General features: G+C 68.4%; 23 protein-coding genes, 1 pseudogene and 1 riboswitch. Of the genes and pseudogenes, 5 read left to right on the top strand and 19 right to left on the bottom strand.

Features of this window, described 5'->3' with window-relative positions; translation table 11 throughout:
* Window positions 1–33: 33 nt before the first annotated feature.
* From NM961_RS15205 to NM961_RS15190, 4 genes are all read right to left on the bottom strand, one after another.
* Complete coding sequence (locus NM961_RS15205) at window positions 34–327, bottom strand: DUF6916 family protein (RefSeq protein ID WP_255915259.1); 294 nt, start codon at window positions 325–327, stop codon at window positions 34–36.
* 104 nt (window positions 328–431) lie between these two features.
* Window positions 432–1,679, bottom strand: coding sequence for a M12 family metallo-peptidase (locus NM961_RS15200; RefSeq protein WP_255915258.1), 1,248 nt, complete (start codon window positions 1,677–1,679; stop codon window positions 432–434).
* A 368-nt stretch (window positions 1,680–2,047) separates the two neighbouring features.
* Window positions 2,048–2,902 carry a methylenetetrahydrofolate reductase [NAD(P)H] gene (gene metF, locus NM961_RS15195; RefSeq protein ID WP_255915257.1) on the bottom strand — a complete coding sequence of 285 codons (855 nt, stop codon included), beginning with the start codon at window positions 2,900–2,902 and terminating at the stop codon, window positions 2,048–2,050.
* A gap of 110 nt (window positions 2,903–3,012) precedes the next feature.
* A complete protein-coding gene (locus tag NM961_RS15190) occupies window positions 3,013–3,672 on the bottom strand; it encodes a phosphoribosylanthranilate isomerase (RefSeq protein WP_255915256.1) in 660 nt (219 codons plus the stop codon).
* A gap of 72 nt (window positions 3,673–3,744) precedes the next feature.
* Here NM961_RS15190 and NM961_RS15185 point away from each other — a divergent pair, with 72 nt between their 5' ends.
* Window positions 3,745–4,875, top strand: a complete 1,131-nt coding sequence (locus NM961_RS15185; protein ID WP_255915255.1) for a GGDEF domain-containing protein — start codon at window positions 3,745–3,747, stop codon at window positions 4,873–4,875.
* A gap of 187 nt (window positions 4,876–5,062) precedes the next feature.
* Here NM961_RS15185 and ahcY read toward each other — a convergent pair whose 3' ends face one another.
* Window positions 5,063–6,490 (bottom strand): adenosylhomocysteinase, encoded by a 1,428-nt coding sequence (gene ahcY, locus NM961_RS15180; RefSeq protein ID WP_255915254.1) that lies wholly within the window; start codon window positions 6,488–6,490, stop codon window positions 5,063–5,065.
* Window positions 6,491–6,505: 15 nt separating this feature from the next.
* Window positions 6,506–6,603, bottom strand: a riboswitch (S-adenosyl-L-homocysteine riboswitch).
* 187 nt (window positions 6,604–6,790) lie between these two features.
* Between ahcY and NM961_RS15175 the strand changes: the two genes are divergently transcribed.
* The 3 genes from NM961_RS15175 (at window position 6,791) to NM961_RS15165 (ending at window position 9,725) form a co-directional block, all read left to right on the top strand.
* A complete protein-coding gene (locus NM961_RS15175; RefSeq protein ID WP_255915253.1) occupies window positions 6,791–7,543 on the top strand; it encodes a hypothetical protein in 753 nt (250 codons plus the stop codon).
* A 260-nt stretch (window positions 7,544–7,803) separates the two neighbouring features.
* Window positions 7,804–8,556: a hypothetical protein gene (locus NM961_RS15170; RefSeq protein ID WP_255915252.1), complete on the top strand. Its 753-nt coding sequence runs from the start codon at window positions 7,804–7,806 to the stop codon at window positions 8,554–8,556.
* 476 nt (window positions 8,557–9,032) lie between these two features.
* The gene (locus tag NM961_RS15165; protein WP_255915251.1) at window positions 9,033–9,725 is read left to right on the top strand and encodes a hypothetical protein; all 693 of its coding nucleotides are present in this window, start codon (window positions 9,033–9,035) and stop codon (window positions 9,723–9,725) included.
* 25 nt (window positions 9,726–9,750) lie between these two features.
* Here the strand turns inward: NM961_RS15165 and NM961_RS15160 are convergent, their stop codons facing one another.
* The 3 genes from NM961_RS15160 to NM961_RS15150 all read right to left on the bottom strand — a co-directional run bounded on the left by NM961_RS15160 (window position 9,751) and on the right by NM961_RS15150 (window position 11,813).
* The gene (locus NM961_RS15160) at window positions 9,751–10,134 is read right to left on the bottom strand and encodes a GFA family protein (protein WP_255915250.1); all 384 of its coding nucleotides are present in this window, start codon (window positions 10,132–10,134) and stop codon (window positions 9,751–9,753) included.
* Window positions 10,135–10,333: 199 nt separating this feature from the next.
* Entirely contained in the window at window positions 10,334–10,795 is a 462-nt protein-coding gene (locus NM961_RS15155) for a hypothetical protein (protein ID WP_255915249.1), read from the bottom strand.
* 130 nt (window positions 10,796–10,925) lie between these two features.
* Window positions 10,926–11,813 (bottom strand): DUF2306 domain-containing protein, encoded by an 888-nt coding sequence (locus NM961_RS15150; RefSeq protein WP_255915248.1) that lies wholly within the window; start codon window positions 11,811–11,813, stop codon window positions 10,926–10,928.
* A 224-nt stretch (window positions 11,814–12,037) separates the two neighbouring features.
* On the opposite strand from NM961_RS15150, the gene NM961_RS15145 reads away from it, so the two are divergent.
* Window positions 12,038–13,084 (top strand): hypothetical protein, encoded by a 1,047-nt coding sequence (locus NM961_RS15145; RefSeq protein ID WP_255915247.1) that lies wholly within the window; start codon window positions 12,038–12,040, stop codon window positions 13,082–13,084.
* 193 nt (window positions 13,085–13,277) lie between these two features.
* Here NM961_RS15145 and NM961_RS15140 read toward each other — a convergent pair whose 3' ends face one another.
* From NM961_RS15140 to NM961_RS15090, 11 genes and pseudogenes are all read right to left on the bottom strand, one after another.
* Window positions 13,278–16,028, bottom strand: a complete 2,751-nt coding sequence (locus NM961_RS15140) for a TonB-dependent receptor plug domain-containing protein (protein WP_255915246.1) — start codon at window positions 16,026–16,028, stop codon at window positions 13,278–13,280.
* Window positions 16,029–16,604: 576 nt separating this feature from the next.
* Complete coding sequence (locus tag NM961_RS15135) at window positions 16,605–17,396, bottom strand: LytR/AlgR family response regulator transcription factor (RefSeq protein WP_255915245.1); 792 nt, start codon at window positions 17,394–17,396, stop codon at window positions 16,605–16,607.
* Entirely contained in the window at window positions 17,393–18,412 is a 1,020-nt protein-coding gene (locus tag NM961_RS15130; protein ID WP_255915244.1) for a sensor histidine kinase, read from the bottom strand. The genes NM961_RS15135 and NM961_RS15130 overlap by 4 nt, the downstream gene beginning before the upstream one ends.
* 226 nt (window positions 18,413–18,638) lie before the next feature.
* A complete protein-coding gene (locus NM961_RS15125; protein ID WP_255915243.1) occupies window positions 18,639–19,529 on the bottom strand; it encodes an STM4011 family radical SAM protein in 891 nt (296 codons plus the stop codon).
* The gene (locus NM961_RS15120) at window positions 19,516–20,847 is read right to left on the bottom strand and encodes an STM4012 family radical SAM protein (protein WP_255915242.1); all 1,332 of its coding nucleotides are present in this window, start codon (window positions 20,845–20,847) and stop codon (window positions 19,516–19,518) included. Before NM961_RS15120 ends, NM961_RS15125 begins: the two co-directional genes overlap by 14 nt.
* Window positions 20,840–21,664, bottom strand: coding sequence for an STM4013/SEN3800 family hydrolase (locus tag NM961_RS15115; RefSeq protein WP_255915241.1), 825 nt, complete (start codon window positions 21,662–21,664; stop codon window positions 20,840–20,842). The genes NM961_RS15120 and NM961_RS15115 overlap by 8 nt, the downstream gene beginning before the upstream one ends.
* Window positions 21,654–22,787: an STM4014 family protein gene (locus tag NM961_RS15110; RefSeq protein WP_255915240.1), complete on the bottom strand. Its 1,134-nt coding sequence runs from the start codon at window positions 22,785–22,787 to the stop codon at window positions 21,654–21,656. The genes NM961_RS15115 and NM961_RS15110 overlap by 11 nt, the downstream gene beginning before the upstream one ends.
* Window positions 22,753–23,664 carry an STM4015 family protein gene (locus NM961_RS15105; RefSeq protein WP_255915239.1) on the bottom strand — a complete coding sequence of 304 codons (912 nt, stop codon included), beginning with the start codon at window positions 23,662–23,664 and terminating at the stop codon, window positions 22,753–22,755. Before NM961_RS15105 ends, NM961_RS15110 begins: the two co-directional genes overlap by 35 nt.
* A gap of 91 nt (window positions 23,665–23,755) precedes the next feature.
* Entirely contained in the window at window positions 23,756–24,247 is a 492-nt protein-coding gene (locus NM961_RS15100) for a hypothetical protein (RefSeq protein ID WP_255915238.1), read from the bottom strand.
* A gap of 285 nt (window positions 24,248–24,532) precedes the next feature.
* Window positions 24,533–25,162, bottom strand: a complete 630-nt coding sequence (locus tag NM961_RS15095) for a 3-oxoacid CoA-transferase subunit B (RefSeq protein WP_255915354.1) — start codon at window positions 25,160–25,162, stop codon at window positions 24,533–24,535.
* A gap of 33 nt (window positions 25,163–25,195) precedes the next feature.
* Window positions 25,196–25,891: pseudogene (locus NM961_RS15090) on the bottom strand (CoA transferase subunit A); the annotation flags it as partial.
* Window positions 25,892–25,931: the final 40 nt, after the last annotated feature.

Below are 25,931 nucleotides of genomic sequence, written 5' to 3'. Positions count from 1 at the left end.
CGGCCGGGCGCCGGTCCAGGCCGGCACCGGCCTTCAGTTGAACGTGATCTCGTAGCACATGCCGGCGCCGTCCGGGCCTATCGGCACCACGAACAGATCCAGAGGGCCCAGGCTGGGGTGCTCCAGCCGGTACAGGCCCTGACCGAAGGACTGCTGCGCGCCGTTCTGGCGCAGGATCAGCGCGAACGAGGGCGCGCTGCGCGGACTGGGGCTTTTCAATGCGCGCGCTTCGGTCAGCTCCAGCGCGACGGCGCTGGTGCCGTCGCCCAGGTTCAGGCTATGGCCGACCAGCGGTTGGAAATCCTCAAGCTTGAGCTGATCCAGCATATCCCCGTCTCCCCGTATGGCGGTGGCGCAGGGTAGCGGCTGGCGCCAAGGGCGGGCAAGCACACGCGGTCCGGCGGCATTGCGCCGCCGGACCGCGAGACGGATCAGCGGAACGCCGCGACCGTCGCCTTGCGCTCGTTCAGCACGCGCGCATTGTTGCTTTGTGCCGCCGTGCCCATGGCCACGCCGTTATAGGTCTTGTTCGGATTCGACCAGTAGTTCAGGCGCGTGCAGCCGTTGGTGCAGTCATAGGCCATGATGGTGCGCCAGCCGTTCTGCGGACGCTGGTAGCCGTGGCCGTAGGCATAGGGCGAGCCGCTGGCATTGGCCGGATCGTGGTTGGCGCCGAGGTTGTGGCCTATCTCGTGGGCGAAGGAGTAATAGCCCGTCGCGCAGCTGCGCGCGACCACGGTGAAAGCCGAGGCGGCGTTGGAGTTCATGTAGCCGATGCCGCAGGCCGCGGTGCCGTTGGTGATGAGCACGGCCACGTCGGCGCTGACGTTGTTGCGCTGGGTATGGATGGCATCCATATAGCCGTCGTTGGTGCTGCGGTAGCGCGACAGGTTGGTGCTGAAGTTGCTGCTCTCGGTGTAGCTGACCAGGCCGGTGCCGGCCAACTGCAGCGTGATTTCCACGCCGCTGTTGGCATAGCCGATATTGGATTCGCTGACCGCGAGGTTGATCAGGCCGACGATATCGGCGCTGGCGTTGCGCGCGGCGGTGGTGTAGTTGACCAGTGCGCGGATCGTGGTCTGTGCCTTGGCTTCGCTGGTGACTGGCCTGGTCTGCGTGCGGCTGCGGGCCATTTCCGCGAACATCTGCCGGTAGGCGACTTCGTCGTGGTCGGGCGGCATGCGCGATTCGTCCACTTCGACTACGGCGTGGCGGCCGTCGAACAGCGGGCGTATGGCGTAGAGCTGGCCGAACACGCGCACATTGCCGGTGAGCTTGTCGCCGTTGCGCACCAGCACCACGGAATTCATGGGATCGTCGGCGATATCGCTCTCGATCTTGGCCTGGGTGCTGCGCGTCTCCATCAGCGTGCCCTGCCAGACGATGAGGCCGTCTTCGGTCTGGTGCACCTTGAGCGCATCGGCGGTCAGCCGCACCGGGCCGCCGATGTCGAGGTCGAGCTTGAAGCGCGTGGTCTTGAGATCGATCGCGGCCGCATCGGCCAGGACGATGTCGGCGCTGCGCGTGGTCGGCTCAGCGGCCAGCGCGGCGAAGGCGGCGTCGCTGACGAGCGGGGTCAGCGGCGCGGCGCTGAACAGGACGGGTTCGGCGGCGAAGGCCGGCGCGGCGAAGCCGGCGGCGGCAACCAGGCAGGCACGCGAAAGCAGATGCAGTTTCATCGGGATTCTCCGCTAGTGCATGGAAATGCAGATTCGGCAGCGGCAGGGCCCTGGTCGCTGCCGGATCGCGGCGGCGAACCTGCCAGAGATGTGACTGGGGCGCGGGGACCGAATCTACCGCCCGCGCCGGAGATCGACTCTGTACAGGCTGCGTCTTCAGGTCAAGCGGGAATACACCCAGGCGCGGCGCATTCTGTGACTTGCGTCGGATGCGCTTTGGCAAATGGCCACTTTGCTGCATCGCGCCATTGTGCGGGATTGCCGCACACGGGATTTCCGCGGGCATAAAAAAGCCTCGCGTGGGTGGCGCGAGGCGAAGCAGTCCTGCGGGTGTCGTCACTCAACTCGTAAAAGCAGTGCGCCGCGGCTCACCCGCGCAGGCGCTCCACGATGGCGACCGTGGCGCGGGCGCGGTTGAGGGTATAGAAATGCAGCGCCGGCGCGCCGCCTTCGATCAGGCGACGGCAGAGGCCGCTGACCACGTCGATGCCGAACTCGCGGATCGCCTCGGCGTCGTCGCCGAAGGACTGCAGCCGGCGCGCGACCCAGCGCGGAATTTCCGCGCCGCACAGTTCGGAGAAGCGGCGCAGCTGCGAGTAGTTCGTGATCGGCATGATGCCCGGCACGATAGGCACCTGCACGCCGAGGCGGCGGGCGTCGTCGACGAAGCGGAAATACGCATCCGGATTGTAGAAATACTGGGTGATCACGCCGTCTGCGCCGGCATCGACCTTGCGCTTGAAATTGGCCAGGTCGGCCTGGGCGTCGTCGGACTGCGGATGGATTTCCGGATAGCCGGCCACTTCGACGTGGAAGTAATCGCCGGTCTCGGCGCGGATGAAGCCGACCAGGTCGCTGGCGTAGCGGAAGTCGCCATAGCTGGCCATGCCCGAGGGCAGGTCGCCGCGCAGCGCGACGATGCGGCGGCAGCCCTTGTCGCGGTAGAGCTGCAGCAGGCTGCGGATTTCCGCCCGCGTGCCGCCCATGCAGGACAGGTGCGGCGCGGCGTCCAGGCCGTGCTGCTCGCGCAGGTGGCAGACCGTGTCCGGCGTATAGCTCAGGGTGGAGCCGCCGGCGCCGAAGGTCACGGAGACATAATCCGGCTGCAGCGCCTTGAGCGTGGGCAGGGCCTTTTCCAGCGTGTCGCGCTGCTCGTCGGTCTTGGGCGGAAAGAATTCCAGCGAGACGGGCACGGACAGGCGGGGCGGGGTGTTCGCGGACATTGCGGGCATTCCTGGCGGTTGCGGCATGACGCGGCCGGCTCTGCCGGGGCGCGCGGATGCGCAATATATCTCTATTTCCGGATACAGAGATAGATGATTTGCCGCGCCGCTCAGGCCGCCGCAACCGCGCGCTGGAAAGCCGCCAGCTTGGCGGCATCCAGGCGGCCGTCGGTGCGCACGCCGGTGCACAGGTCCAGGCCGAAGGGGCGCACCTGGCGTATCGCCTCGGCCACGTTGTCCGGGCGCAGGCCGCCGGCCAGGAACACCGGGCGGCTGCAGCGTTCGACGATCTGCCGGCTCAGGCGCCAGTCGTGCACCCGGCCGGTGCCGCCCAGCTGCTTGACCGCCAGGCGCGGATTGCCCGAGTCCAGCAGCAGCGCATCGACGTGCGGCGCCAGCGCTTCCGCCTCGTCCACCGAGCCTTGGTCCAGAACGTGTATGACCTGCACCAGGGCGATGCCGGGCAAGGCTGCGCGCAGCTGCGCATGGATGCCGGCGGGCACGGCGTCGACCAGTTGCAAGGTGTTGCAACGGCAGCGGCGCTGCTGCGCGATGATGGCCCCAGCGTCGGTCAGCGAGGTAAGCAGGAAACTCGCGACCGGCGGCGGCACCTGCGCGGCGATGGCGGCGATCTCGTCTTCGCCTATCGGCCCCGGGCCGCTGGGCATGGCCGAGACCAGGCCCAGGGCGGCGGCGCCGCACTGGATGGCGAGTCTGGCCTCGGCCGGGTCGCGGATGCAGCAGATCTTGATGCGGGGGAGGGAGTTCATGCAGCGCACTGTCCACGGCCGGACGCGGGAAAAGCAAGCCGCGGAACCGTCGCCAGGCCCACACGCCTGCGCATGACGCGCGCCCGCATTCCCGCGCCGGAGCCGGTACTGGCCGCCCCCGTGGCGGCCGGCTTCCGCCGTTCGCGCGAGCTGGGCGAAACCGCCGCGCGCGGCGTGCTGGGCGGTGTTTTCTACATGCTGGGCTGGGCCCTGGCCGGCGGTGTCGGCGGCGAATTCGCGCGCCGGCCGCTGCTCTCGGTCGCGCTGCTGCTGGCCTTCGGCCTGCTCGCCGCTGCGCGCGTGCTGCTGGCACGGCCGGCGCTGGCGGCGCGGCTGGGCGAGGCGCTGCTGGCGACCTGGTGGAGTCTGTTCCTGCTCACCGCACTGCTGTGGGGCGGGGTCACCGTCTGGGTGCTCGGCGATGCGCAGCTGGGCAATGCGCGCCTGGTGGTGCTGATCTGCTCGGTGGCCTATGCCACGGCCTATGCGCACAACTTCCCCATGCGCTGGCAGGCCGCCCTGCTCGGTATCGCCTTGCTCTACCTGCCCGGCATGCTGCTGGCCTGGTGGTCGGAAGACCTGCGCGGGGTGGCCATCGCGCTGAGCGTGTTCCTGATCTATCTGCTGTCCGCGCTGCGCCTGAGCCGCGACCAGTACGAACGCCAGCTCGCGCTGGAAGCCGCGCTGCTGCGCCAGCGCGACCTGTACGAACAGCAAAGCCGCACCGATGCGCTGACCGGCCTGGACAACCGGCGCGAATTCGCCTTCAACCTGGAACGCGCCTTCGGCGCCGGCCAGCCGGTGTGCCTGCTGATGATCGACATAGACCACTTCAAGCGCATCAACGACCGCCACGGCCACGCCGCCGGCGACGCCGTGCTGATCGCCTTCGCCGACCTGCTGCGCGGCCATTTCAGCCAGCCCGGCGCGCGCCTGGCCCGTCTTGGCGGCGAGGAATTCGGCGTGCTGCTCGGCGTCGGCGAAGACGCCGCCGAAGCCAGCGCCATCGCCCTGTGCCAGCGTCTGGCGCGCGCGCCGCTGGAACCCGGCTCGCCGCGGGGCGCGGTCACCGTCAGCATCGGCGTGGGCCAGCTGCGTCCGCAGCGCCACCGGCGTCCCGACGACTTCATCGCCGATGTGGACCGCTCGCTCTACCGTGCCAAGGAAGAAGGGCGCAACCGGGTGTGCCGTATCGCGCGCTGAGGCGCGTCGCCGCTGCGGCGGAGCTGCCGGCCGCACTGCGCCGCCGCGGACTCCCGCAGCACGCGCGGCGTTACGCACGCGCCGGCTTTCCGGGCCGGCTGCGGCGGAAATGAAAAAGGCCGGCGATCGCTCGCCGGCCCTGGTCCGCATCCGCTGCGGCAGATGCCGCAGCGTCAACGTCGGTACATCAGTAGCGGTAGTGTTCCGGCTTGTACGGGCCTTCCACATCCACGCCGAGGTAGGCGGCCTGTTCCGGGGTGAGCTTGGTCAGCTTCACGCCGATCTTTTCCAGATGCAGGCGGGCGACTTCCTCGTCCAGCTTCTTGGGCAGGCGGTAGACGGTCTTCTCGTAGACGTCCTTGTTCGCCCACAGGTCGATCTGGGCCAGGGTCTGGTTGGAGAAGGAGTTGGACATCACGAAGCTCGGGTGGCCGGTGGCGCAGCCGAGGTTGACCAGGCGGCCTTCGGCCAGCAGGAACATTTCGCGGCCGTTGGGCAGGATGTACTTGTCCACCTGCGGCTTGATGTTGACCTTCTTCACGCCGGCCAGCGCGTTCAGCGCATCGACCTGGATCTCGTTGTCGAAGTGGCCGATGTTGCAGACGATGGCCTGGTCCTTCATTTTCTGCATGTGCTCGACGGTAATCACGTCCTTGTTGCCGGTCGTGGTCACGTAGATGTCGGCGATGCCGAGCGAGGATTCCAGCGTATCGACCTGGAAGCCTTCCATCGCGGCCTGCAGCGCGTTGATCGGGTCGATCTCGGTCACGATCACGCGGCAGCCGTAGGCGCGCAGCGAGTGGGCCGAGCCCTTGCCCACGTCGCCGTAGCCGGCGACCACGGCGACCTTGCCGGCCAGCATCACGTCCATGGCGCGCTTGAGGCCGTCGGCCAGCGATTCGCGGCAGCCGTACAGGTTGTCGAACTTGGACTTGGTGACCGAGTCGTTGACGTTGATGGCCGGGACCAGCAGCTTGCCGGCTTCCATCATCTGGTACAGGCGGTGCACGCCGGTGGTGGTCTCCTCGGAGACGCCGCGCCATTCCTTGACGATGGCGGTCCAGAAGCCGGCCGGGCGCTCCTTGGCGACGCGCTTGAGCAGGTTCTTGATGACCTGTTCCTCGTGCGAGGAGGACGCGGTGTTGACCCAGTCGGAACCCTGTTCGAGTTCATAGCCCTTGTGGATCAGCAAGGTGACGTCGCCGCCGTCATCGACGACCAGCTCCGGGCCCTTGCCGTTGGGGTGCACGACGCAGTCCAGGGTGCAGTCCCAGTACTCTTCCAGCGTCTCGCCCTTCCAGGCGAACACCGGCACGCCGGCGGCGGCGATGGCGGCGGCGGCATGGTCCTGGGTGGAGAAGATGTTGCAGGAGGCCCAGCGCACGGAGGCGCCGAGATCGACCAGGGTTTCAATGAGAACCGCGGTCTGGATGGTCATGTGCAGCGAGCCGGTCACGCGCACGCCCTTGAGCGGCTTGGCCGCGGCGTACTTCTTGCGGATCGACATCAGGCCCGGCATCTCGTGCTCGGCGATCTCGATTTCCTTGCGGCCCCAGTCGGCCAGGGACATGTCGGCGACTTTGTAGTCGTGCTGCGGCTTTACGACGGCATTCATGGTGAACTCCAGTGCTTTGGGCGGGCGCGGTGTCGGAATGGAACCCGATTCCGCCGAGCCTGATTCCGTGTTCGCGTGGACCCGCGACCGGACTTGCAGCGCCCCTCGGCGGCGAGGAGGGCGCGGATTATATCGCTGATTCCGGATGGAGCGATATGTCGGGCTGGCGGGCCCGGCCGTGATGCCGGGGCAGCCGGCGGAGCGACGGTACGGGGAAAGCCCTGGCGCAGGACTGCGACGCTGCGCGCTGCGGATGCGTCCCAGGCCTTGGGGACGATGCACAACCAGGAGCTTCACAACATGAACGTGGATCGATTGTTTTTCCGTCTGGCCGCCGCGGCGGCTTTCCTGCCGCTGGCCGCCACTGCCCAGATGGAGGTGGTGCCCGCGCACCCGGTGCAGTTCGAGCGCGTGCACCTGCGCCTGACTACCGACAGCTGCCGCTTCGCCGAGGATACGGTGGCGGTGGAGATGGCGGCAGACAAGGCCGTGATCGTGCGGCACCTGCCGCGCCAGTGTCTGGTGCCGGGTTTTCCCAAAGTGGTCGATATCCAGCTCGGCGCCTTTCCCGCCGGCAACTACGAGGCCGTATTCGTCGACGGCGACACCTACCAGGCCGCCGAACGGGTGAGGTTCACCGTGGATTCCATCGCCTCGGTCGCGATGGTGCCCGGCGTGCAACTGCCCATCGCGGACTACAGCGGCCTGTGGGGCGTCGCCAGCGAACCGGGCTGGGGCCTGTCCTTGCACCAGGGCGTGGTTGGTTCGTTGTTCGGCGCCCTGTTTGTCTACGATGCGCAGCGCCAGCCGCAGTGGTATTCGCTGCAGTCGGGCGGCTGGGCGTCGCCGACCCGCTGGGAAGGCCAGGTCATCCGCAGCGACGGCCCGCCGTGGACGGCGGCGATCTACCCGCTCACCGGAGCCGCCCACCACGCCGTAGGCCAGGTGAGCATGGATTTCAGCATGGTGCCCGGCCGCGAAGACCTCGCCAGGCTGAGCTATACGATCGACGGACAGACGGCGACCAAGGAAATCGCGCGTCTGCGGTTCTGAAGCCGCCGTCAGGACCAGGCACATCCGTCGTGTGATCTGCGGTGCCGGCGGCTTTCCGGCCGGCACTCGCGCAGACACCGCGGTTGTCGGGTCCGGGCCGCCCGGCGGGGCGATCGGCTCCGCCGGGCGGCCCGGGCAGTGAAGTATGGGGGTTCGTTAAGTCCGATATCCCGGAAAACGCGGCTTTGTACACAGGACGGCAACGCCGCGCGCCGTAGGCTGATCCGGCTTCCGGAGGACGCACAGCCAGGAGTTTTCCTATGAGCATGAACCGATTGACCTGCCTGCTGGCCGCCGCAACGGCCTTCCTGCCCATGGCGGCCTTCGCCCAGGCGGGCGTGGTGCCGAAATATCCGATGCAGTTCGAGCGCGTGCACCTGCGCCTGACCGCCGACAGCTGCCAGTTCGCCGAGGACACCGTCTCGGTGGAAATGAACGCCGAGAAGACCCTGATCGTCCGCCACCGTCCGCGCCAGTGCCTGGTGCCGGGCTTCCCCAAGGTGGTCGACATCCAGCTCGGCGCCTTCCCCGCCGGCAGCTACGAGGCGCTGTTTTTCGACGGCGATTCGCGCGAAGCCGCCGCCCGGGTCAAGTTCGTGGTGAATTCCGTCGCGTCGGTCACCATGGTGCAGGGCACCATTCTTCCCATCGCCGATTACAGCGGCCTGTGGGGCGTCGCCGACGAGCCCGGCTGGGGCCTGTCGGTGCACCAGGGCACGCTGGGCGCGCTGTTCGGCGCGCTGTTCATCTACGACGCCCAGCGTGAACCGCAGTGGTATTCGCTGCAGTCGGGCGGCTGGACCTCGACCAGCCAGTGGGACGGCCAGGTCATCCGCAGCGACGGTCCGCCGTGGATGGCGGCGACGTATCCCGCCGACGGCACCCAGTACCGCGCCGTGGGCAATGTGCGCCTGGATTTCGGCATGATCCCCGGCCAGGAAGACATCGCCAGGCTGACCTATTCCATCGACGGACAGACCGTGACCAAGGAACTCACGCGGCTGCGATTCTGATGCCGGAACGGCGTTTTTTGCGGTGGAATCCGTTCCGATACGGCAATTCCAGCTGCATCGATGATCCGCCGGGCGTTTGCTGCGCAAGCGCCCGGCGGGCTGCGGCGGTAGGCGGGCGCAGCTTGTTGTTTCGACTCCAAAGAGCCGCGACCCGTCCCGCACAGTCACGCCGGAAAGGGCGGCCGGAGGCGGTGCGGACAAGTACCGGCAATGGATGACTGCAATCCCCGGCTTCTGCCCGGTTGCCTGACGCAAGCGCACCGCTGCCGGATCGCGCCAAGTCCGCGCCTCCAATCCCGAATCCCGGTTGTTCGCTTCCTCCCGCCGCGACGTTTCCTGCTATGGCCGGAGCGGTGCCCAAGGTCTGGTCCGCGCAGCCGCGGCACTGCAAGGGAATGCCGTACGGGTGCCGCGGCCCGGCTTTTGCCCGCGGGCCGGCCCGATTCCGCCGCATTCTCCTGTCCATGATTCCACGCATGAACCGATACGCTGTCCTGTCCCTGTTGCTGCTGGCCGGCATCGCCGGTGCCGCCGCACCCAAGCCCGCGCTCAACCTGCCCGGCGAGAATTTCCACGGCGACGAAGTGAGCGCCCGCGACGGCGAGACCTGGCTGGCCCTGGTCGTCGCTGACGGCAAGGCGCGGCTGCAGAGCACGCGGCTCAAGGTCGAAGCCGTCAACGATCCGGTGCTGGACGCCGATGACGAGAAGACCGGCCGCAGCGTCGCCGCGCCCGGCATCGAGGCGCTGGTGTTCCTGCGCGGCATCGCGGCGCTGGCGCCCGGCGATGTGCCCGTTGCCGCGCCGGCGGAGGTGGACTTCTCCACGGCCCGGCCGTTCGAGTCCACGCTGGCCGGCAAGCCTTTCCGCCTGGTTGCCGAATGCACCACGGCCGACGGCCGCTGCCGCCTCAGCCTGGCCGAGGGCGGGCAGCGCCAGGTGCTGCTGGAACGCGAGGCGCTGGCCGGCGAGGACGGCCGGCCGGGCTTCGGCGAAGGCGTGCCGCGGCTGCTGTTTGCCGGCGACCTGGACCGCGACGGCCGCGTCGATCTGCTGCTGGATACCACCGACCACTACAACCTGAGCCGGCCCACCCTGTTCCTGTCCGGCGCGGCCGGCAAGGGCGAGCTGGTGCGCCAGGTGGCGCAGCAGGAAGTGACCGGCTGCTGAGCCGGCGCTGCCGCGCGGCGTCTGGTCACTGCGGGTTCTGCGGCAGCCCGTCGTCGATGCGGTAGTAGTCGCCCTTGTCGGCGACGAAGATGTGCCGCGCCAGCTGCGTGTCGGTAGGCGTTTCCAGCGCACCCATGGACACGGCCGTGGTGTCGCGCTGCAGCGGCTTCCAGAACAGCACGCTGCCGCAGTTGGCGCAGAAGCCGCGCTTCACCTTGGCCGAGGACTGATACCAGCGCACATGCTCGGCGCCGCTGATGCGCAGCTGCGCGTCCGGCACGTCGGTGGAGGCCCAGTAATGCCCCGTCATCCTGCGGCACTGGCTGCAATGGCAGGCATCCGGCGCGTGCAGCTCGCCGTCGATCTCCAGGCGCACCGCGCCGCAAAGACAGGAACCCCGGTGTGGCATCGCGCGCTCCACGGTGCGTGAGACAGTCCGGCATTTCGCCGTGGCGGCGGCCGGAATGCAACCGCAGTAGCCAAGGGCCTGGCGCAGCGCCGATTCGCGCCGGATGCCGCCGTGGCGGTGTCTGGCGCGGGTGCCGTCGCGGCTGTGCCGCCGCGGCGTTCGCTCTGGCATTGCCGGACGGCTGTGCGTGCCAGCGGGTTCAGTTACCGCTCGCCAGCCAGGCGTCGTTGTCGCGGTGCCGCTGCAGGCCCACGGTCTCGAATTCGTCCAGTGCCGGCGGCACGGTCTTCACGCCGAGCAGGGCCAGGGCGTTGTTGATCGGTCCCAGTTCGGCCGACTGCGGCCCGAACACCAGCTCGCCGTCGCGGAACACGGCCGCGCCCTGGGTGCCTTCGCCGCCGAAATACTCGGTCTCGAAATACAGCAGCGTGGCGCGGCGCGAGCCGGCGGCGAGCAGCCGGGCCAGGTCCAGCGAGAGGGCGTTGAAGCCGGGATAGAACTCGTGCGCGGTCTGCGGCAGCAACTGATCCAGGGCGTCCTGGCTCAGCGGCAGCAGGGCCAGCACATCGGTCAGCGCCACCGGCGCAGGCAATCCCTGCTCGGCGGCAAACGCCTGCAGCGCGGCGCGGCGGGCGATCAGACCGGTGACAAAATGAGCCATGCGGAAGTCCGTTGCAGAAATACAGGCGACGCGCCGCGTCTTGCGTACGCGCGGCGCAGTCGACGCTGCAGCAAGCAACGGACGTGCCATGGCCCTGCAGGGCCGGCGGCGATGGCCGGCGCGCGGCTGCCTACAGCCGCGGCAACCACATCACGAGTGCCGCCCCGGCTATGCCCGCGGCCATCGCCAGCGTGGCCAGCGCGAGCAGCGCCGCTGTCGCCAGCTTGGTCAGGCCGCGGCGGTTCTGCTGCGCGCGCAGGTACAGTTCCAGCAGCGCCAGCGGCAGCAGGTACTGGGCAAAGGCAAGGAAAGTCAGAAACGGACCGCTGAAGGTCTGCGGATCGAAACCGGCCGGGCCGCGGTTGGCGATAAGCCAGAACATCAGCCCCACGCGGAAGAACCATACACCGCTGACCGCCAGGAACAGGCGCAGCGCCCAGCGCCGGTGCGCCTCGAAACGGCGCGCGACGGCGCTGCGCAGCGTGGCCAGGCCGAACAACAGGATCAACAGCGCATTGAGGCTGATCGCCAGATGCTGCGGCAGGTCGCCCACCCGGTCGCGCGTCCACAGCAGCACCAGTCCGCCCAGGCTGAGCAGCAGGGCGGCGAACAGATACAGCCGGCCGTTCCAGCGATGCAGCCGCGGCGCGCGCCGGCGCAGCGCCGGCAGCAGTTGCAGGCTGCCGCCCAGGGTGATGACCACGGCAAAGGCCAGATGTACGGCAAGGATCAGGTTGCCCAGCGCATCGCCCGCGACATAGCCGTGCGGAAGTACTTTATTCCACGTATACAGGTTTCCCTGCGCCAGCGCGCCGCCGTAGAAGCCGGCAACGTAGATGGCGAAGATGAGTTGCCCCAGCGCCATCACGCCGTAGCAGAACGCCGCGGCGGCCTTCAGCGCCGGTGCGCCTGCGCGCGCCAGCCGACCTTCGCCGTAGCCGGCCGGAATGACGCCATTGCCCGCGCGCGGCTGCGCGCGTTCGGCCAGCGGGGTCGCAGTTGCGGGACTTGCGCTCATGGAATGCCTGCCTGGTGTGGAAAACGGGCCGCTGCGGCGGACGGATGAGGCGCGCCGGATTTGGACGGCGCGCCTGTCGTCATACGGGCAGCGGCAGGCGCAGTGTGGCCAGGAGCGGCAGGCGCCTGGAGCGCGATGCGACGGATGACGGTTTTTTGGGAGTGGAGGAACGGGATTCGGGATTTGGGATTTGGGTTTCGGCAGTGGAGAGGCGGGATCCGGCGATGCGTCGCTTCCTGCTCCGGCTGGGCTCTGTCCTGGCGTGGGGTTTCTTTCGGCGCGCGGATAGGCTGCCGTTTGCGGATCTGGTCCGGTCCCGAATCCCAATCCGAATCCGAATCCGAATCCGAATCTCGAATCCCGAATCCCGAATCCCGAATCCCGAATCCCGAATCCCGCAGCTCGGCCCTCAGTCACGGTCTTCCGTCGCAATGCGTTTTGCTGCGGCCGGCGGCGGCTTCAAGGTGGCGCAGCCGGTGCGCTTTCGCCGGCAGGTGCTGCGCGGGGCCACGATCGCCGGCGTTCCGCGCGGCTTCGCCAGGCCGCCGCGGCGGCTGCACCCACCCAGGAGACGCGCCATGCTGCCCATCCATATCGCCGCCGGACTGCTGGCCCTGATCGCCGGCGCGCTGGCCATGCTCGCGCGCAAGGGCGGCGGGCTGCACCGGCGCGCGGGGCTGGTGTTCGTTGCCGCCATGCTGGGCATGAGCGCCAGCGGCGCGGTGCTCGCGCTGCTGAAGCCGGAATGGCTATCGCTCAGCGCCGGCCTGCTGACGTTCTATCTGGTGGCGACGGGCTGGCTGGCTGTGCTGCGGCCGGTGGCGCAGTCGCGCAGGTTGCTGCAGGCGCTGATGTGCCTTGCGCTGCTGACCGGTGTGCTGGCGTGGACCGCCGGTGCGGCGCTGATCGGCGGCCGGAATCGCGGCATGGGCCTGGGTTGCTTCATCTTCGGCGGCGTCGCCTTGCTGTGCGCCATGGCGGACTGGCGGCTGCTGCGCCGGGGCGCGATCGAAGGCGCGCCGCGATTGGCGCGGCATCTGTGGCGGCTGGGCTTCGCGCTGTTCGTCGCCAGCGCGTCGTTCTTTCTCGGCCAGGCCAGGCTGTTTCCGCCGGCATTGCGCAGCTCCGGACTGCTGTCGCTGCCGGTATTCGCGGCGGCGCTGCTGACGCTCTGCTGGCTGCTGCGGCTGCGGCGCCGGCGGCCGCTGCCGGTTCGTGTGCCGGCGCAAGCGAAAACCGCGGATTTGCAGGGCGCAGCACCCGGCGGTTAGACCGGGTGCTGCGCAACTGCGGGTGGGACGGTGCGCGGACATTCTCCGTGGGGGGCAGCGAAGGCCGAGGGCGCGTAGCGGAACCGGGGAGGCGCTACGTTTTGATCGGCGGCCGGTGCAAGTCAAGCGGCCTGGGGAGGGTCTGCCTGCACCGGCGCGGCTGGAGAAGGTCTACGTCCGTTCCACCCCTTGCTCAGCGTGCCGAACCGCCGAAGCGGTAGGCGAATTCCAGGTAGTACTGACGGCCGATGGGATCGAACTGGAACTGGTCGTAGTACGGATAGACGCTGTTGGTGCTGTCGCGGTGCGGCGGCGTGTTGCGGATGTTGTTGATCGCGGCACTGATGCGGGCGTTCTCGGTGACGCGGTACTCGGCCGAGAGGTTGTACGTCATGCTCGGGCCGTAGCGGCCGCTCTGGTCGCTCTTGGGCAGCGAGCCGTAGCGCTGGCCGAACAGCGTCGTGGTCAGCGCGCCGTAGTTCCAGCTCACGCTGCCGCTGACGCGGCTGCGCAGGTTGTCGTAGCCCAGGTCGTCGCGGATGTTGCGGTCGGCTTCGCCCGGGAACTGGCGGTAGGTGTACTTGAGCACGCCGGTGTAGTTGAGGCGGAAGCGGAAGTCGCCGGAATTCGCCGTTTCCAGCCGGTAATTGAGGCTGGCGTCGATACCCGAGTTGCGCAGCGCCGCGGCGTTGATCGGGTAGGTATTGGCGCCGCCGATCTGGCCCGGGTTGACCGGTGCGGTATCCGAAATGCGCTGGATCAGCGCCAGCGCCTGCTGGCAGGTCGGCGAATTGATGTCGATGGCCGCGCCGCCTTCGGTGCGGCCGATGCGGCAGTCGGCTTCGGTGCGCAGGATTTCGTCGAGGTCGCGGTCAGTGATCGCGTCATCCAGGCGGATGTCGTAGTAGTCCACGCTGATGTCGAATTCCGGCACCGGCGACCAGACGAAGCCGTAGGTGAAGGACTTGCCGGTCTCGTCGTCGAGGCTGCGGTTGCCGGCGCGCGTGCCCTTGACCGAGATGCCGTCGTAGTCGCAGGCGGAGTATGGGCGGTCCGGCTGGCGCGTGCGGCAGAGGTAGTAGTCGGTCAGGCTGTAGTACGCGCCGCTGGGGCCGGCGAAGACGTAGTGCAGGTCCGGCGCGCGGAAGCTGGTGGCTGCGCTGCCGCGCACCAGCAGCGATTCCAGCGGACGCCATTCCAGGCCCAGCGCATAGGTGGGCTTGCCGGTGGAGTTGCCGGCGAAGGAATAGCTGTCGTAGCGGACCGCCGGCGTCAGGTTGAGGTTGGACAGCAGCGGCACGCGGAACTCGGTGCCCACGGCGTAGTGGCTGCGCGAGCCGCTGCCGCCGGTGCCGGTCCAGCCGAAGTAGCGGCCGGCGATCACGTCCGGATCGATGTCCATGGCATACGACTGGCTGCCGTATTCGGCCACCGCCGCCATGCCCACGTCGCCGGCCGGCAGCGAGAACAGCTCGCCATTGTCGATGCTGAAATTGAACGACTCCGAGCGCGTCTTGGCGTTGATCGGGGTGAAGCGCGAGATCGACTCGTACTCGGCCCGGGTCAGCGGCTTGTACAGGCGGCTGATATCCGGCGAGAACAGGTCGTAGCCGGTTTCCTCGTCCACGCCCAGGCTTTCGCCGAGGAAGAACTTGTCGGCCGCCTCGGACACGATGGCGCGGTGCGCCTGCACCATCTGGAAGCTGGAATGCGAGTAGCCGGCGTCGTAGTGCCAGTTGCCGATGTTGCCTTCGATGCCGGTGTTGAGCGAGCGCGTGTTGTCGCGGTTGTAGTCGAGGATGGCGTTGAGCCCGCCGACTTCCTCCGGCGTGAAGATGCGCTGCAGTGCCTCGAACTCGCCGGTGTCGGCGTTGATGTAGGCGTTGTCGCTGGAGCCGGTATAACCCCAGAAGTTGGGGCCGCCGCCGAACTTGGTGCGGGTGTGCGCGGCCTGGAAGTCCAGGTAGGCGCGCATGTCGTCATTGATATGATAAGTCAGGGTGGCATAGCCGACCGCGTTCTCGCGCTCGTTCTGCACCGTGCCGTAGAGCGCCTCGGTACTGCCGCAGTACCAGCCGCGGCCGGGACGGAAGGAGTAATCCACCGTGCCGCGGTTCAGGTGCGACAGCGTGCTGCAGGTCTCCTGGCCCGGGTCGATGTACTGCAGCGTGGCCGGGTTCCAGCGCAGGAACGTGCGCGAGGCGATGGCGCGGCCGCCGTTGAGCGCGGGATTGTCGTTGAGCGAATCCTGGAAGCTGCGCTGGTACTGGAAGATGGGGTCCTGCTTGTAGACCTCCAGGCCGAACAGGGTGTCCAGCTCGCCGATGCTGCCGCCGGTGCTGACCTGCAGGCGCTGGGAGAAGCCGCCGCCTTCGTCGGTGTCGCCCATGCGGTAGTTGAGCGAGGTGCCGTCGGCCTTCTTCTTGAGAATGAAGTTGATCACGCCCGAGACCGCGTCGGAGCCGTAGATCGCCGAGGCGCTGCCGGTCAGCACTTCGATGCGCTCGATCATCGACGTGGGGATGTTGGCGATGTCGGTGAAGTTGCTCTGGGCGTTGTAGGCGAGCGGGAAATCCGCCATGCGCCGGCCGTTGAGCAGCACCAGGGTGTAGCTGGGGCCGAGGCCGCGCAGGTCGACCTGGGCCGCGCCCGGGGTGAAGCCCTGGAACTGCTGGGTCTGCACCGAGCCGGTGGACTGGGTCAGCGAACGCACCACGTCATAGACCGAGCCCAGGCCCTTGGCGCGGATGTCGTCGGCCGTAATCACCGTGACCGGCGACGGGCCTTCGATGGTCGCGCGCGGGATGCGCGAGCCGGTGACGACGATTTCCTCCAGGGCATTCTCGTCCGTGGCGGCGGAATTGTCGGATTGCTGCGCGTGAACAGCGGGAAATGCTCCACAGCAGAACAATGTTGTGGCCAGATACAAACGCGAACGACGCATGATTCCCCCTGATTGGCTTTTGGCTTGGGCAGTAGTTCTATGTCTGCCTGGCTCTTCGGCCGGGCAGATCGGTCCGGAGATTGCGCGCAGACTCCGTCTCCCGGCGCAGTGCCTGGGCTACGGACCGGGAATGGCGAATGCCCCCGTAGGCATTCGTACGAAACCGGCGGTACATCCGCATCGGCGCGGACACACCTTCGCACGCGCGGCGCGGCGGCGTCGCGACAGATTCCGCTGCGAAAACGTTGCGTGCCGTCCAATTGCGCAAAAAACACGCAAGCGTCATAAGCGCAGGACGCGGGATCGGGATTCGATCGACGCGCCGTGCAGATAGGCCTGAAGACGTATGGATGGCTGAACGGCGTGCCGCTTCTGCGGCACGTCATCTTTCTTTTCCGCTGATGTTGCAGTGCGCCGTCGTTTTTCGCCGCCAGTGCAACATTGCGTGAGCCAGCTCACGGGGCGGCGGGATCGTCGATCCGGTATTTATATGACAAGCGACGGGCGATGGCGCCCGGGCGGAACGCCGCCGGCCGCCGCACGGCGGATCCGCAGATCCCGGATCCCGCGCGGCGGCTACATCTGGCGGAACAGATGCAGATAGCTGCGGCTCACCGGCAGCACTTCGCCGCGGCCGCGCAGGTGGATGTCGGCGGTCTCGTTGTCGCCGCGCACGACATGGCTGATCGCGCGCAGGTTGACCACCACCGAGCGGTGCACCTGGGCGAACTGGGCCGGGTCCAGCTGGGTGAGCAGTTCCTTCAGCGGCGTGCGTATCAGCGCCTCGCCGGGCTTGCCACCTTCGCCCTGCCAGGCGATCAGGGTGTATTTCTCGTCCGAGCGCAGGAAGGCGATGTCCTCCACCGCGATCAGGCGCAGCGACTGGCCTACCGAGGCGCGGATCCAGCGCAGCGGCGCCGGCGCCGCGGCCTTCTTCTGCAGCTGAGCGGCCAGGGCTTCGAGCAGGGCCTCGGTATCGGCCAGCGGCGGCGCGACGGCGCGCAGGCGTTCCTGCAGGCGCGCGACGGTATCGGCCAGACGCGCGGTCTCCACCGGCTTCATCAGATAGTCCAGCGCGCCGTGCTCGAAGGCCTGCAGCGCGTACTGGTCGTAGGCGGTGACGAAGACCAGGTGGGCGCGGCGGCCGATGTGCTGCGCGGCTTCCACGCCGGAGAGCCCGGGCATGTGCACGTCGAGGAAGCAGATGTCCGGGCGCAGGCGTTCAAACTGTTCCACCGCCTCGCGGCCGTTGCGTGCCTGGGCGACGATTTCCAGCTCCGGCCAGGCCGCGGCGAGCAGGCGGCCGAGCGCCTTGCGCAGCAGCGGTTCGTCGTCGGCGATCAGCGCGGTGGGGCGGCGGGGATTCATGCCTGGCCTCGTTGGGCGGGGAAATCCAGTTCGGCGCAGACGCCGTGCGGCTGCTGTGGCGTCAGGCTGAGCGTGGCCGTCGGGCCGAAGCTGAGCTGCAGGCGTTCGCGCAGCGTGGCCAGGCCCGTGCCCAGTCCGGCGCTGCCCGCGTGCAGGCCCACGCCGGTGTCGCTGACCTGAGCCAGGCAGCGGCCGTTGCGGACCTGTACGCGCACATCGATGCGGCCGCCTTCCTCGCTGGGGTCTATGCCGTGGCGCACCGCGTTCTCCACCAGCGTGAGCAGGCAGGTCGGCGGACAGCGCAGGGCCAGCGCGGCTTCGTCCGCGTGCAGCGAATACTGCAGCCGGTCGGGCATGCGCAGGTGCATGATGGCGAGGTAGGCGCGCAGCAGTTCCAGTTCCTGCGCGACCGTACTGTCGGGATCGTTGAGACGCGGCACCGCGGCGCGCAGGTAGGCGATCAGGCTGCCCAGTACGGCGGACGCCTGCGGCGAGCCCGAATCGACCAGCTCGCGCACATTGGCCAGGGTGTTGAACAGGAAATGCGGCTGCACCTGCGCCTGCAGCAGGCGCAGGCGCGCGTCCAGCGCGCGCCGCTCCAGCCGCTCGCGCTCCAGCTGGAAGCTGAGCGCCTGGTTGCGCACCGTGCTGTCGCGCTGGCGCAGCAGCGCCGCCGCGGCGAACCAGGGCGCGAACAGCAGTCCGCTGACGCTGAGCGTCGCCAGGCCGCTGAGGCGCTGCTTGTCCTGCCATAGCGGCACTTCCGCCGGGCCGGTGCAATAGAGGTACAGCAGGAGCACGGTCGGCGGCACGGCGACCGCGACGCCCAGCACCTGCAATACCCAGCGCGCAAACCAGCCCGGCAGCTGGCGCGGCCACTGTTCCAGCAGGCTGAATACCAGCAGCAGCACGAAGGCGATGAACAGCGTGCGGCCGACCACGACATAGCTTGGAATCGTGAATCCGAGGCTGACCAGCAGCCCCCACAGCGTCGCCGCGACCGCCACGGTCAGCACGCGGCGCCAGCCCGGCAGAAGGGCGAGGCCGCGGGGTTGGGCCGGGGGCGGTGGTGCAGGTGTGCGCATGCGGCGACGATAGCAGCGATCCGGTGCGGTGCGAGGCCGCGTCCGGCGCAGTGTAGAACGCGCCGGTGCCGCCGCCGCCGGTGCTGCGACCGGCCGCGGATCGGCGGGCGCGAACGGCGCGCAGCGGCGACGGATGCCGGAATGCCGTCCGCGCGACCTAGCCGGCGTCGTGCGGCGCCGGCCAGCCGTCCATCACCCGTTCCAGTACGCCCTGGTCGAACTGGCGCTCGTGGCCTATGTCGCGCCGATGCATGTAGCCGATATAGCAGTCGCAGCGTGGATTGGGGCAGGGCCGCGCGGCGCGGCGGGCGCGGAAACTGCCGTCGTAGAGATTGCCCAGCGGCGCGGCGATGAAATGGCAGGGGCGTACGTCGCCGTAGCCGTCCACCGACAATGCGCTGTCGCCGGCGCGGCAGTCGGCGCCCAGGCTGGGGCGGGGTTGCAGGCTGTAGGCGAAATGCGGGTCTATGGCGCTGAGTTCGCGGACCTGCGCGGCGCTGTAGTAATCGTCGGGGCGCGGATCGAAGGCATTGATCCACAGGTATACACCGTCGGGCAGGGCGCGGCGCAGCGCGGCGATGGCGGCGATGTCTTCGCGCCGGCCCACCGTGCCCACGCTGTGGCGTATGCCGTAGCCGCGCAGGCGCCGCAGCCGCTGCAGGAAGGCGGCCTGCGTCGTCTGCGAGGGATGGAAGGTGCACCACAGCGCCAGCGTCGCGGGATTCGCCCTTTCCAGCCAATGCAGGTTGCCGCTGAGATTGGTCTGGATCGCGACGCGGCGCACGTTGCGCGCATGGCTGAGCGTGACCAGCGCCTGCATGTAGTGGCGCCGCACCAGCGCCTCGCCCCAGGGCGTGAACAGCAGGGCGAGGGTTTCCGGCGCCTGCAGGCACCAGTCCACGAAGCGCTGCAGTTCCGCCGCATCCTGCTGCAAGTGCGCGCGGCTGTCGCGGCGCTTGGCGAAGGGGCAATAGCCGCAGTCGTAGTTGCAGCTGGCCAGGCGGCCGCGGTAGAGCAGGCGCAGCGTATCGGACTCAAGCCGCCGCATGGCCGTCCAGGCGCGCCCGTACGGCGCTGGAATTGAGCCAGGGGCCTATGGCGTCGGCATGGGCCATGCCCAGTGCGGTCAACGCGATCAATTCGCCGCGGGTTTCGGCCAGGCCGGCCTGCAGCAGTTCGTCGAGTTCGCCGAAGCAGTCGCGCGCGGCGCAGCCGAAACGCGCGGCGAAAGCCGCGGTATCCAGGCCGGGCCAGGTCAGCAGGGATTGGATCAGATAGCGCCGGCGCTGTTCTTGCGCATCCAGTACGAAGCCGTAGCGCGCGCTGGCGAAGGCTTCTTCCGGCTGGGCGATGTAGTCGCGCAGGATGGCGCTGACGCCGGCGCGCTCGACCGCGTAGTGATCCGAGTAGTGCAGGCCGCGCGTATACGAGCGTGCGCCGCAGCCCAGGCCGATCATGCCGTCGTCCTGGCAGCAATACGCCGGGCCGCCGCTTTCCGGCGCATGCGCGGCGCGGAACAGGCGCATGGAGACCTGGACATAGCCCGCGGCGCACAGGGTGTCGCGGCCGAGTTCGTACAGGGCGCGGCGCGGATCGTCCGCGTTTGCGGACAGTTTGCGCTGCATGCGCCCGAGGCCGGTGCGTTCGCGCACGTACAGCGGGTACAGGTAGATTTCTTCCGGCTGCAGTGCGAGCAGGGTTTGCAGCGAGGCGGCGAAGCTGCCCGGGGTCTGGCCGGGTATGCCGTAGATCAGATCCAGGTTCAGCGTAGGGAAATCCAGGGTGCGCACGGTATCGACGGCTTGCAGTACGGCAGTTGTCTGCGCCGGCCGCACCAGGGCGCCGAGTTCCGCATCGACGAAGCTCTGCACGCCCATGCTCACGCGATCCACGCCGGCGGCGCGGCAGTGCTGCAGGCGCTCGCGCGTGGCGGTTTCGGGGCTGACCTCGATGCCGCTGGGAATCTGCACCAGCTCGGGCACCAGATGGGTCTGCACGGCCTCGAACAGGCGGGCCAGCTGATCCGCGTCCAGATAGGTGGGCGTGCCGCCGCCGATGGCGAAGCGCGCGAAGCGGCGCTCGCCCAGCAGTGCGCCGACCACGCGCAGCTGGCGCAGCAACTGGTTGAGGTAGCCGTTGACGAGGCCGGCACCCGGCTGCCCCAGCGCGAACAGATTGCAGAAGCCGCAGCGGTAGGTGCAGAAGGGAATGTGGATGTAGCCGAACAACGCGCTGCGGTCTTCCTGCTGCCATAGTCGGGCGAGATCCACCGGCTGGGCCAGCTCGCGATAGGCCGACTTGTGCGGATAGGAGTAGCTGTAGGCCTGGTAGGGCGCGGCGCGCAGGCGGGCGGGCAGGTCAGTCATGTGCGCCGATCCGGAACTGGGTATAGGGCACCTGCATCACGCTGGGATGGGCGTGGCGGTGGCCGTGCCAGCCGTCCTCGCCGTAGGCCGTGCCGTGGTCGGAGCAGACGATGACGAAGGCCGGGCCGCGCTGTTCCAGCATTTTCCACAACGGCGCCAACGCGGCATCGACATGGCGCAGCGCCGCGGCGTGGCTGTCCAGACTGTCCTCGCTCGCGCCGTCGAGGTAATGCCGGTTGGGCTGGTGCAGCGCCGCCACGTTGATGAAAAGAAACACCCGGCGCTGGCTCAGCTCCGGCGCAGCCAGGCGCGCGCAGGCCAGGGCGACCTGGTGCTCGGTGCAGTCGGGCGCGGTGACGCCGAACTCCGGCCGCCAGTGGCTTTCGGCGAACAGGCCGGGCAGTTGCCGGCCCAGCGGCGTGTGCGGATTGAAGAAGCCGACGCCGCCCAGGCACAGCGTGTGATAGCCGCGCTGGGCCAAGCCCTGCACGATGTTGTCCGCTGCGTCGAAGACGAGACTGTGCGCGTGCGTGGTCTCGCTGCCGGGAAAGCGCAGGCAGAACAGGCGCGGATGCGGGCCGGGCGTCGCCGGCGTGGGCAGGAAGCCGGCGAAGAAGGCGCAATGCGCGGCATAGGTGAAGCTGGCCGGCGTGTGGCGCAGCTCCCAGCCGTCTTCACCCATGTACTGCGCCAGATGCGGCAGCGCGCCGGCGCGCCACTGCGCCTGGGCCACGTCGTAGCGCAAGGTGTCCAGGGTGACCAGCACCAGGTCGTGGCTGCCGGCGAAGGTGTTCATGTCGGGAATTTCAGTGGACATCGCGGCGCATCAGTTCGGCCTGGTCGTCATAGGTTTCCTGTCCGGCGTGGCTCAATCCGGGCAGCAGGTCGCCGAAGCAGTTGGCTTCGAGCACGTGGATGCCGCGGCGGCCGGCGATCAGGTCGAAGCCTATGCTGTGGCAGTCGGCGAATGCCGCGGCCGCGGCGGCGACCTGCTGCTCCAGCGCAGCCGTCGTTGCGCTGTCCAGCCAGTCGGGCAGGGCACGCGCATTGCCCAGGTGCAGATTGGTCAGAGGACCGCTCGCCAGGCGCGCGACGCGCTGCCGCGCCCGGCCGGCATGGGCGACCACGCGCAGGTCGTAGTGACCTTGATGCGGCGCCGGTGCCCGCGGCTTGTGCACCCAGCACTCCGCATACGCACCCTGGCCGGCGACGGCATCGACCAGTGCGCCGACTTCCGCGCGTGCCGTATAGCGCCGCAGGCGCAGATGGTTGAACAGGCGGCCGCGGGCATCGAGGCGGGCCGGGCTGATGGCGCTGAGGCGGCCGTCCGTATGGCGCTGCAGCGCGATCACGCCGGCGGCGGAAGAGCCGTATCGCGGCTTGATGAACACGCGCGGGCAGTCGCGCGCGGGCCAGTCCGCCTCGAACTGCTGCAGCGACTGCACCAGGCCGAGTTGCCGCGGCACGGTCGCGTGGGCTGATAGGATTTGTTGACAGTAAAATTTATCCACCATGCGGCGTATCCCGGCCGTGCCGTTGAGCAGCCGCGGCGGCGCCGCGACGGCGCGCAGCGCGGCGTCGACTTCGTCCAGCAGGGCATTCAGGCCGGCGTACCACTGCGGCTGCGCGGCCTGTTCGCCGTGCAGCAGCGGCAGCGGCGGCGCACCGGCCGCGCCGTCCAACCGCCAGCCGAGGCGGCGCAGGGCGAGGGCGCAATCGGCGTCCTCGCCCGGCGAGTCGATCTTGAGCCAGCGGTACCGCCGCTCGTGCAGCTGTTGCGCCAGCCGTTGCGGCGCGGCAATGAATGCGTTCCAGCCCAGTACGTCCACGCCCAGTCCGCGCCTTGCGCAGGCCTGCTGCAGCAGCCGGGTCCGCCGCGACGCGGCATGGCCCAGCAGCAGGATCTCACTCGGCGACTTCGACGTAGCGGTCGCCGTCATCTTCTTCCTGCGCCTTGTCGATGCGCAGCTGCAGCGGCAGCTTGCGCAGCGCGGCCACGAGTTCGTCGGAGATGTAGTGGTGCTGCAGGTCCAGCACCTTGAGGCCGGCGATATAGGGGCTGTCGATCAGCGCCCGTGCGCCCTTGTCGCCTATCGTGCCCATGGACAGGTCCAGCGTATGCAGGCTGCTCAGCCAGGGCTGGCGCGCGATGTGGATGGCCAGCTCGTCGCTGATCTGCGCGTTGCGCAGGCCCAGGTAGCGCAGGCGCTCGGGGCGTATCTTCTCCAGCAGCTGGGCGTAGTCGTCCAGCTTGCCGTCGAAGCCGTAGTTGTCGTCGCCCAGCCACAGCTCCAGATGACGCAGCGCCGGCAGTATCGAACGCTGCAGATTGCGCACCAGGGCCGTGGGCAGTCCGCCGCACTCGATCGCCAGTTCGCGCAGGCCGTGGTGCTCGAAGGCCGGCAGTTCCAGGTTTTCGCTGCCGCGCAGGCGCAGCACTTCCAGGGTGCGGAATTTCTGCAGCAGGTCTTCGTAGTCGCCCTGGTGGATCCAGGAAATCTCGCAGTCCTCGGAAGTCATGTCGCCGACGAACAGCGCCTTGAATTCGGGCAGTTCCTGATGGCGTTCGACCAGGCGGTCGAGCAGTTTCTGCGGGCCGGTTTCGTAGGCCTCGGACCAGGAGCCCACCACCAGCGCCTGCAAGGTCGCCGGCGTCACCTGGCCCAGGAACTCGTCCAGCAACTGTACCTGGGTCTCCTCGGCCTCGTATTCCTGGCACAGACGGTAGACCACGTCGTGCCGGCTGACGCGGTCGCCGTAGCTGTAGTTGTGCACGGGCTTGCCGAAGAAGGTATCCAGGTAACTGCCGACGGTCATTGGGGCTCCGGTCCTGTAGAGGCGTTGGGCGAGTGTAGCGGGTGGCGGGCGGGCGCAGTCAGCGCCGCGCCCGCCGGTCCGTTCAGCGGGTTCAGCAGAGCTGGAGCTGCAACAGCACGCGCTGGTCCCTGCATTCGCGCTGGCGTGCCGAGAGCATCACCACGCGGTCGGTGCTGAGCCAGGGGATGTCCTGCGCATTGAAGCGGTGTTCCGTCACGCAGAGTTTTCCCACCGGGCCGAGGAAGGCGCGATAGGCCACGCGCTGCTGCTGCCGCAGCGCGGGATACGGGCCGCTGTCGATGGTCGCGAAGTGCTGCAGCGCGGCTTCCACGGCCTGGCGTGCGAGGCCGGCCGGCACGGTTTCCGGCAGCGAAAATGCCGCGAGATAGCTGCGGCGCAGGAAGGTGCAGAGCTGATGGCCGTGGCGGCATTCGACGGTGCAGTTCTTGAGCTGCAGGTCGATGCGCGGCGGCGCCGGGCTGTAGGCATGCGTGGAAAAACCGGCCGCTTGGCGGGCGAGTTCGCCGGCGCTGAACGGGAAGTACCGGCCCGCGGCCGGTTTTGCTATCTGGTCATGGGGCATGGCTGACTCCAGCTGCGGTGGATCAGGCAGGCGGCACGATGCCGCGCTGCGCGCGAACGGCGGCGTGGAGTTCGATTACGGCGGCAACGGCCGCAGCGGCTTCCGTGCTTGCGCAATGCGGTATGGCCGGGGACGTGTGCGCTGCTGCGCGGGTGCAGCGCAGCGGCGGCAACCTGTGCGCAGCGTGAATTCAGGCAAAACCTGCCCGCCCGGCGGCGAAAGCCGGCGCGTGTCCTGCGTGTATGCGAGAAACGGCGGCGCGCCTTGCACGCGCCGCCGCGGTATTCAGCCCAGACCTTCCGCAATCTCGAACGTGCAGCCCGTCTTCGCTTTCACGTCTTCCAGGCTCACGCCTTCATGCAGCTCGATCAGGCGCAGGCCGCCGCCGTCCTTGACCTCGAACACGCACAGCTCGGTGATGATGAGATCGACCACGTTCTTGCCGGTCAGCGGCAGGGCGCATTCGGGCAGGATCTTGGGCGATCCGTCCTTGGCCGTGTGTTCCATCAGTACCACGACGCGCTTGACGCCGGAGACCAGGTCCATCGCGCCGCCCGGGCCCTTGACCATCTTGCCGGGCACCATCCAGTTGGCGAGATCGCCGTTCTCCGACACTTCCAGGCCGCCGAGGATGGAGAGATCGATATGGCCGCCGCGGATCATGGCGAACGAATCGGCGCTGGAGAAGAAGCTCGAACCCGGGATCGCGGTGATGGTCTGCTTGCCGGCGTTGATGAGATCCGCGTCGACCTGGTCCTCGGTCGGGAACGGGCCTATGCCGAGCAGGCCGTTCTCCGACTGCAGCGTCACATTGACGCCGGCCGGAATGTGATTAGCGACCAGGGTGGGGATGCCTATGCCGAGGTTGACGCAATAGCCGTCGCGCAGTTCCTTGGCGGCACGGCGCGCCATCATGTCGCGCACCGGGTTCTCCTTGCCCGAGGGTGCGCCGCCGGTGACGGTGCGGAACTCGATGCGCTTCTCGTAGTTTTTGCCCTGAACGATGCGGTCGATGTAGATGCCGGGCGTGTGGATCTGGTCCGGATCCAGCTCGCCGGTTTCGACCAGTTCCTCCACCTCGGCCACGGTGATCTTGCCGCAGGTGGCGATCATCGGATTGAAGTTGCGCGCGGTCTTGCGATAGACCAGGTTGCCGAACTTGTCGCCCTTCCACGCCTTGACGATGGCGACATCGGCGGTGATGGCAGGTTCCAGCACGTATTCCTTGCCGTCGAATTCCTTGGTCTCGCGCTTCTCGGCCAGCTTGGTGCCGAAGGCGGTGCGGGTATAGAAGCCGGGGATGCCGGCGCCGCCGGCGCGCAGGCGCTCGGCGAGCGTGCCCTGCGGGGTGAGTTCCAGTTCCAGCTCGCCGGCCAGCACCTGGCGCTCGAATTCCTTGTTCTCGCCGACGTAGGACGCGATCACTTTCTTGACCTGGCGCGTCTTGAGCAGCGGGCCCATGCCGAAATCGTCCACGCCGGCGTTGTTGCCGACGATGGTCAGGCCCTTGGTGCCGGCATCCTTGAGCGCCTGGATCAGGTTCTCCGGGATGCCGCAGAGACCGAAGCCGCCGGCGGCCAGGGTCATGTCGTCGAAGAGCAGGCCTTCCAGCGCGGCCGAAGCCGATTCGTATACCTTTTTCACGGTGCGTCCTTTTCGAGCGGAACGGCGAGGGCGGACCGCG

The organism is Tahibacter harae, assembly GCF_024437735.1.
In the GTDB taxonomy this organism is placed as follows: domain Bacteria; phylum Pseudomonadota; class Gammaproteobacteria; order Xanthomonadales; family Rhodanobacteraceae; genus Tahibacter; species Tahibacter harae.
Note: the sequence above shows the minus strand (reverse complement) of the source record. Positions and strands in the feature narration are given on the sequence as shown.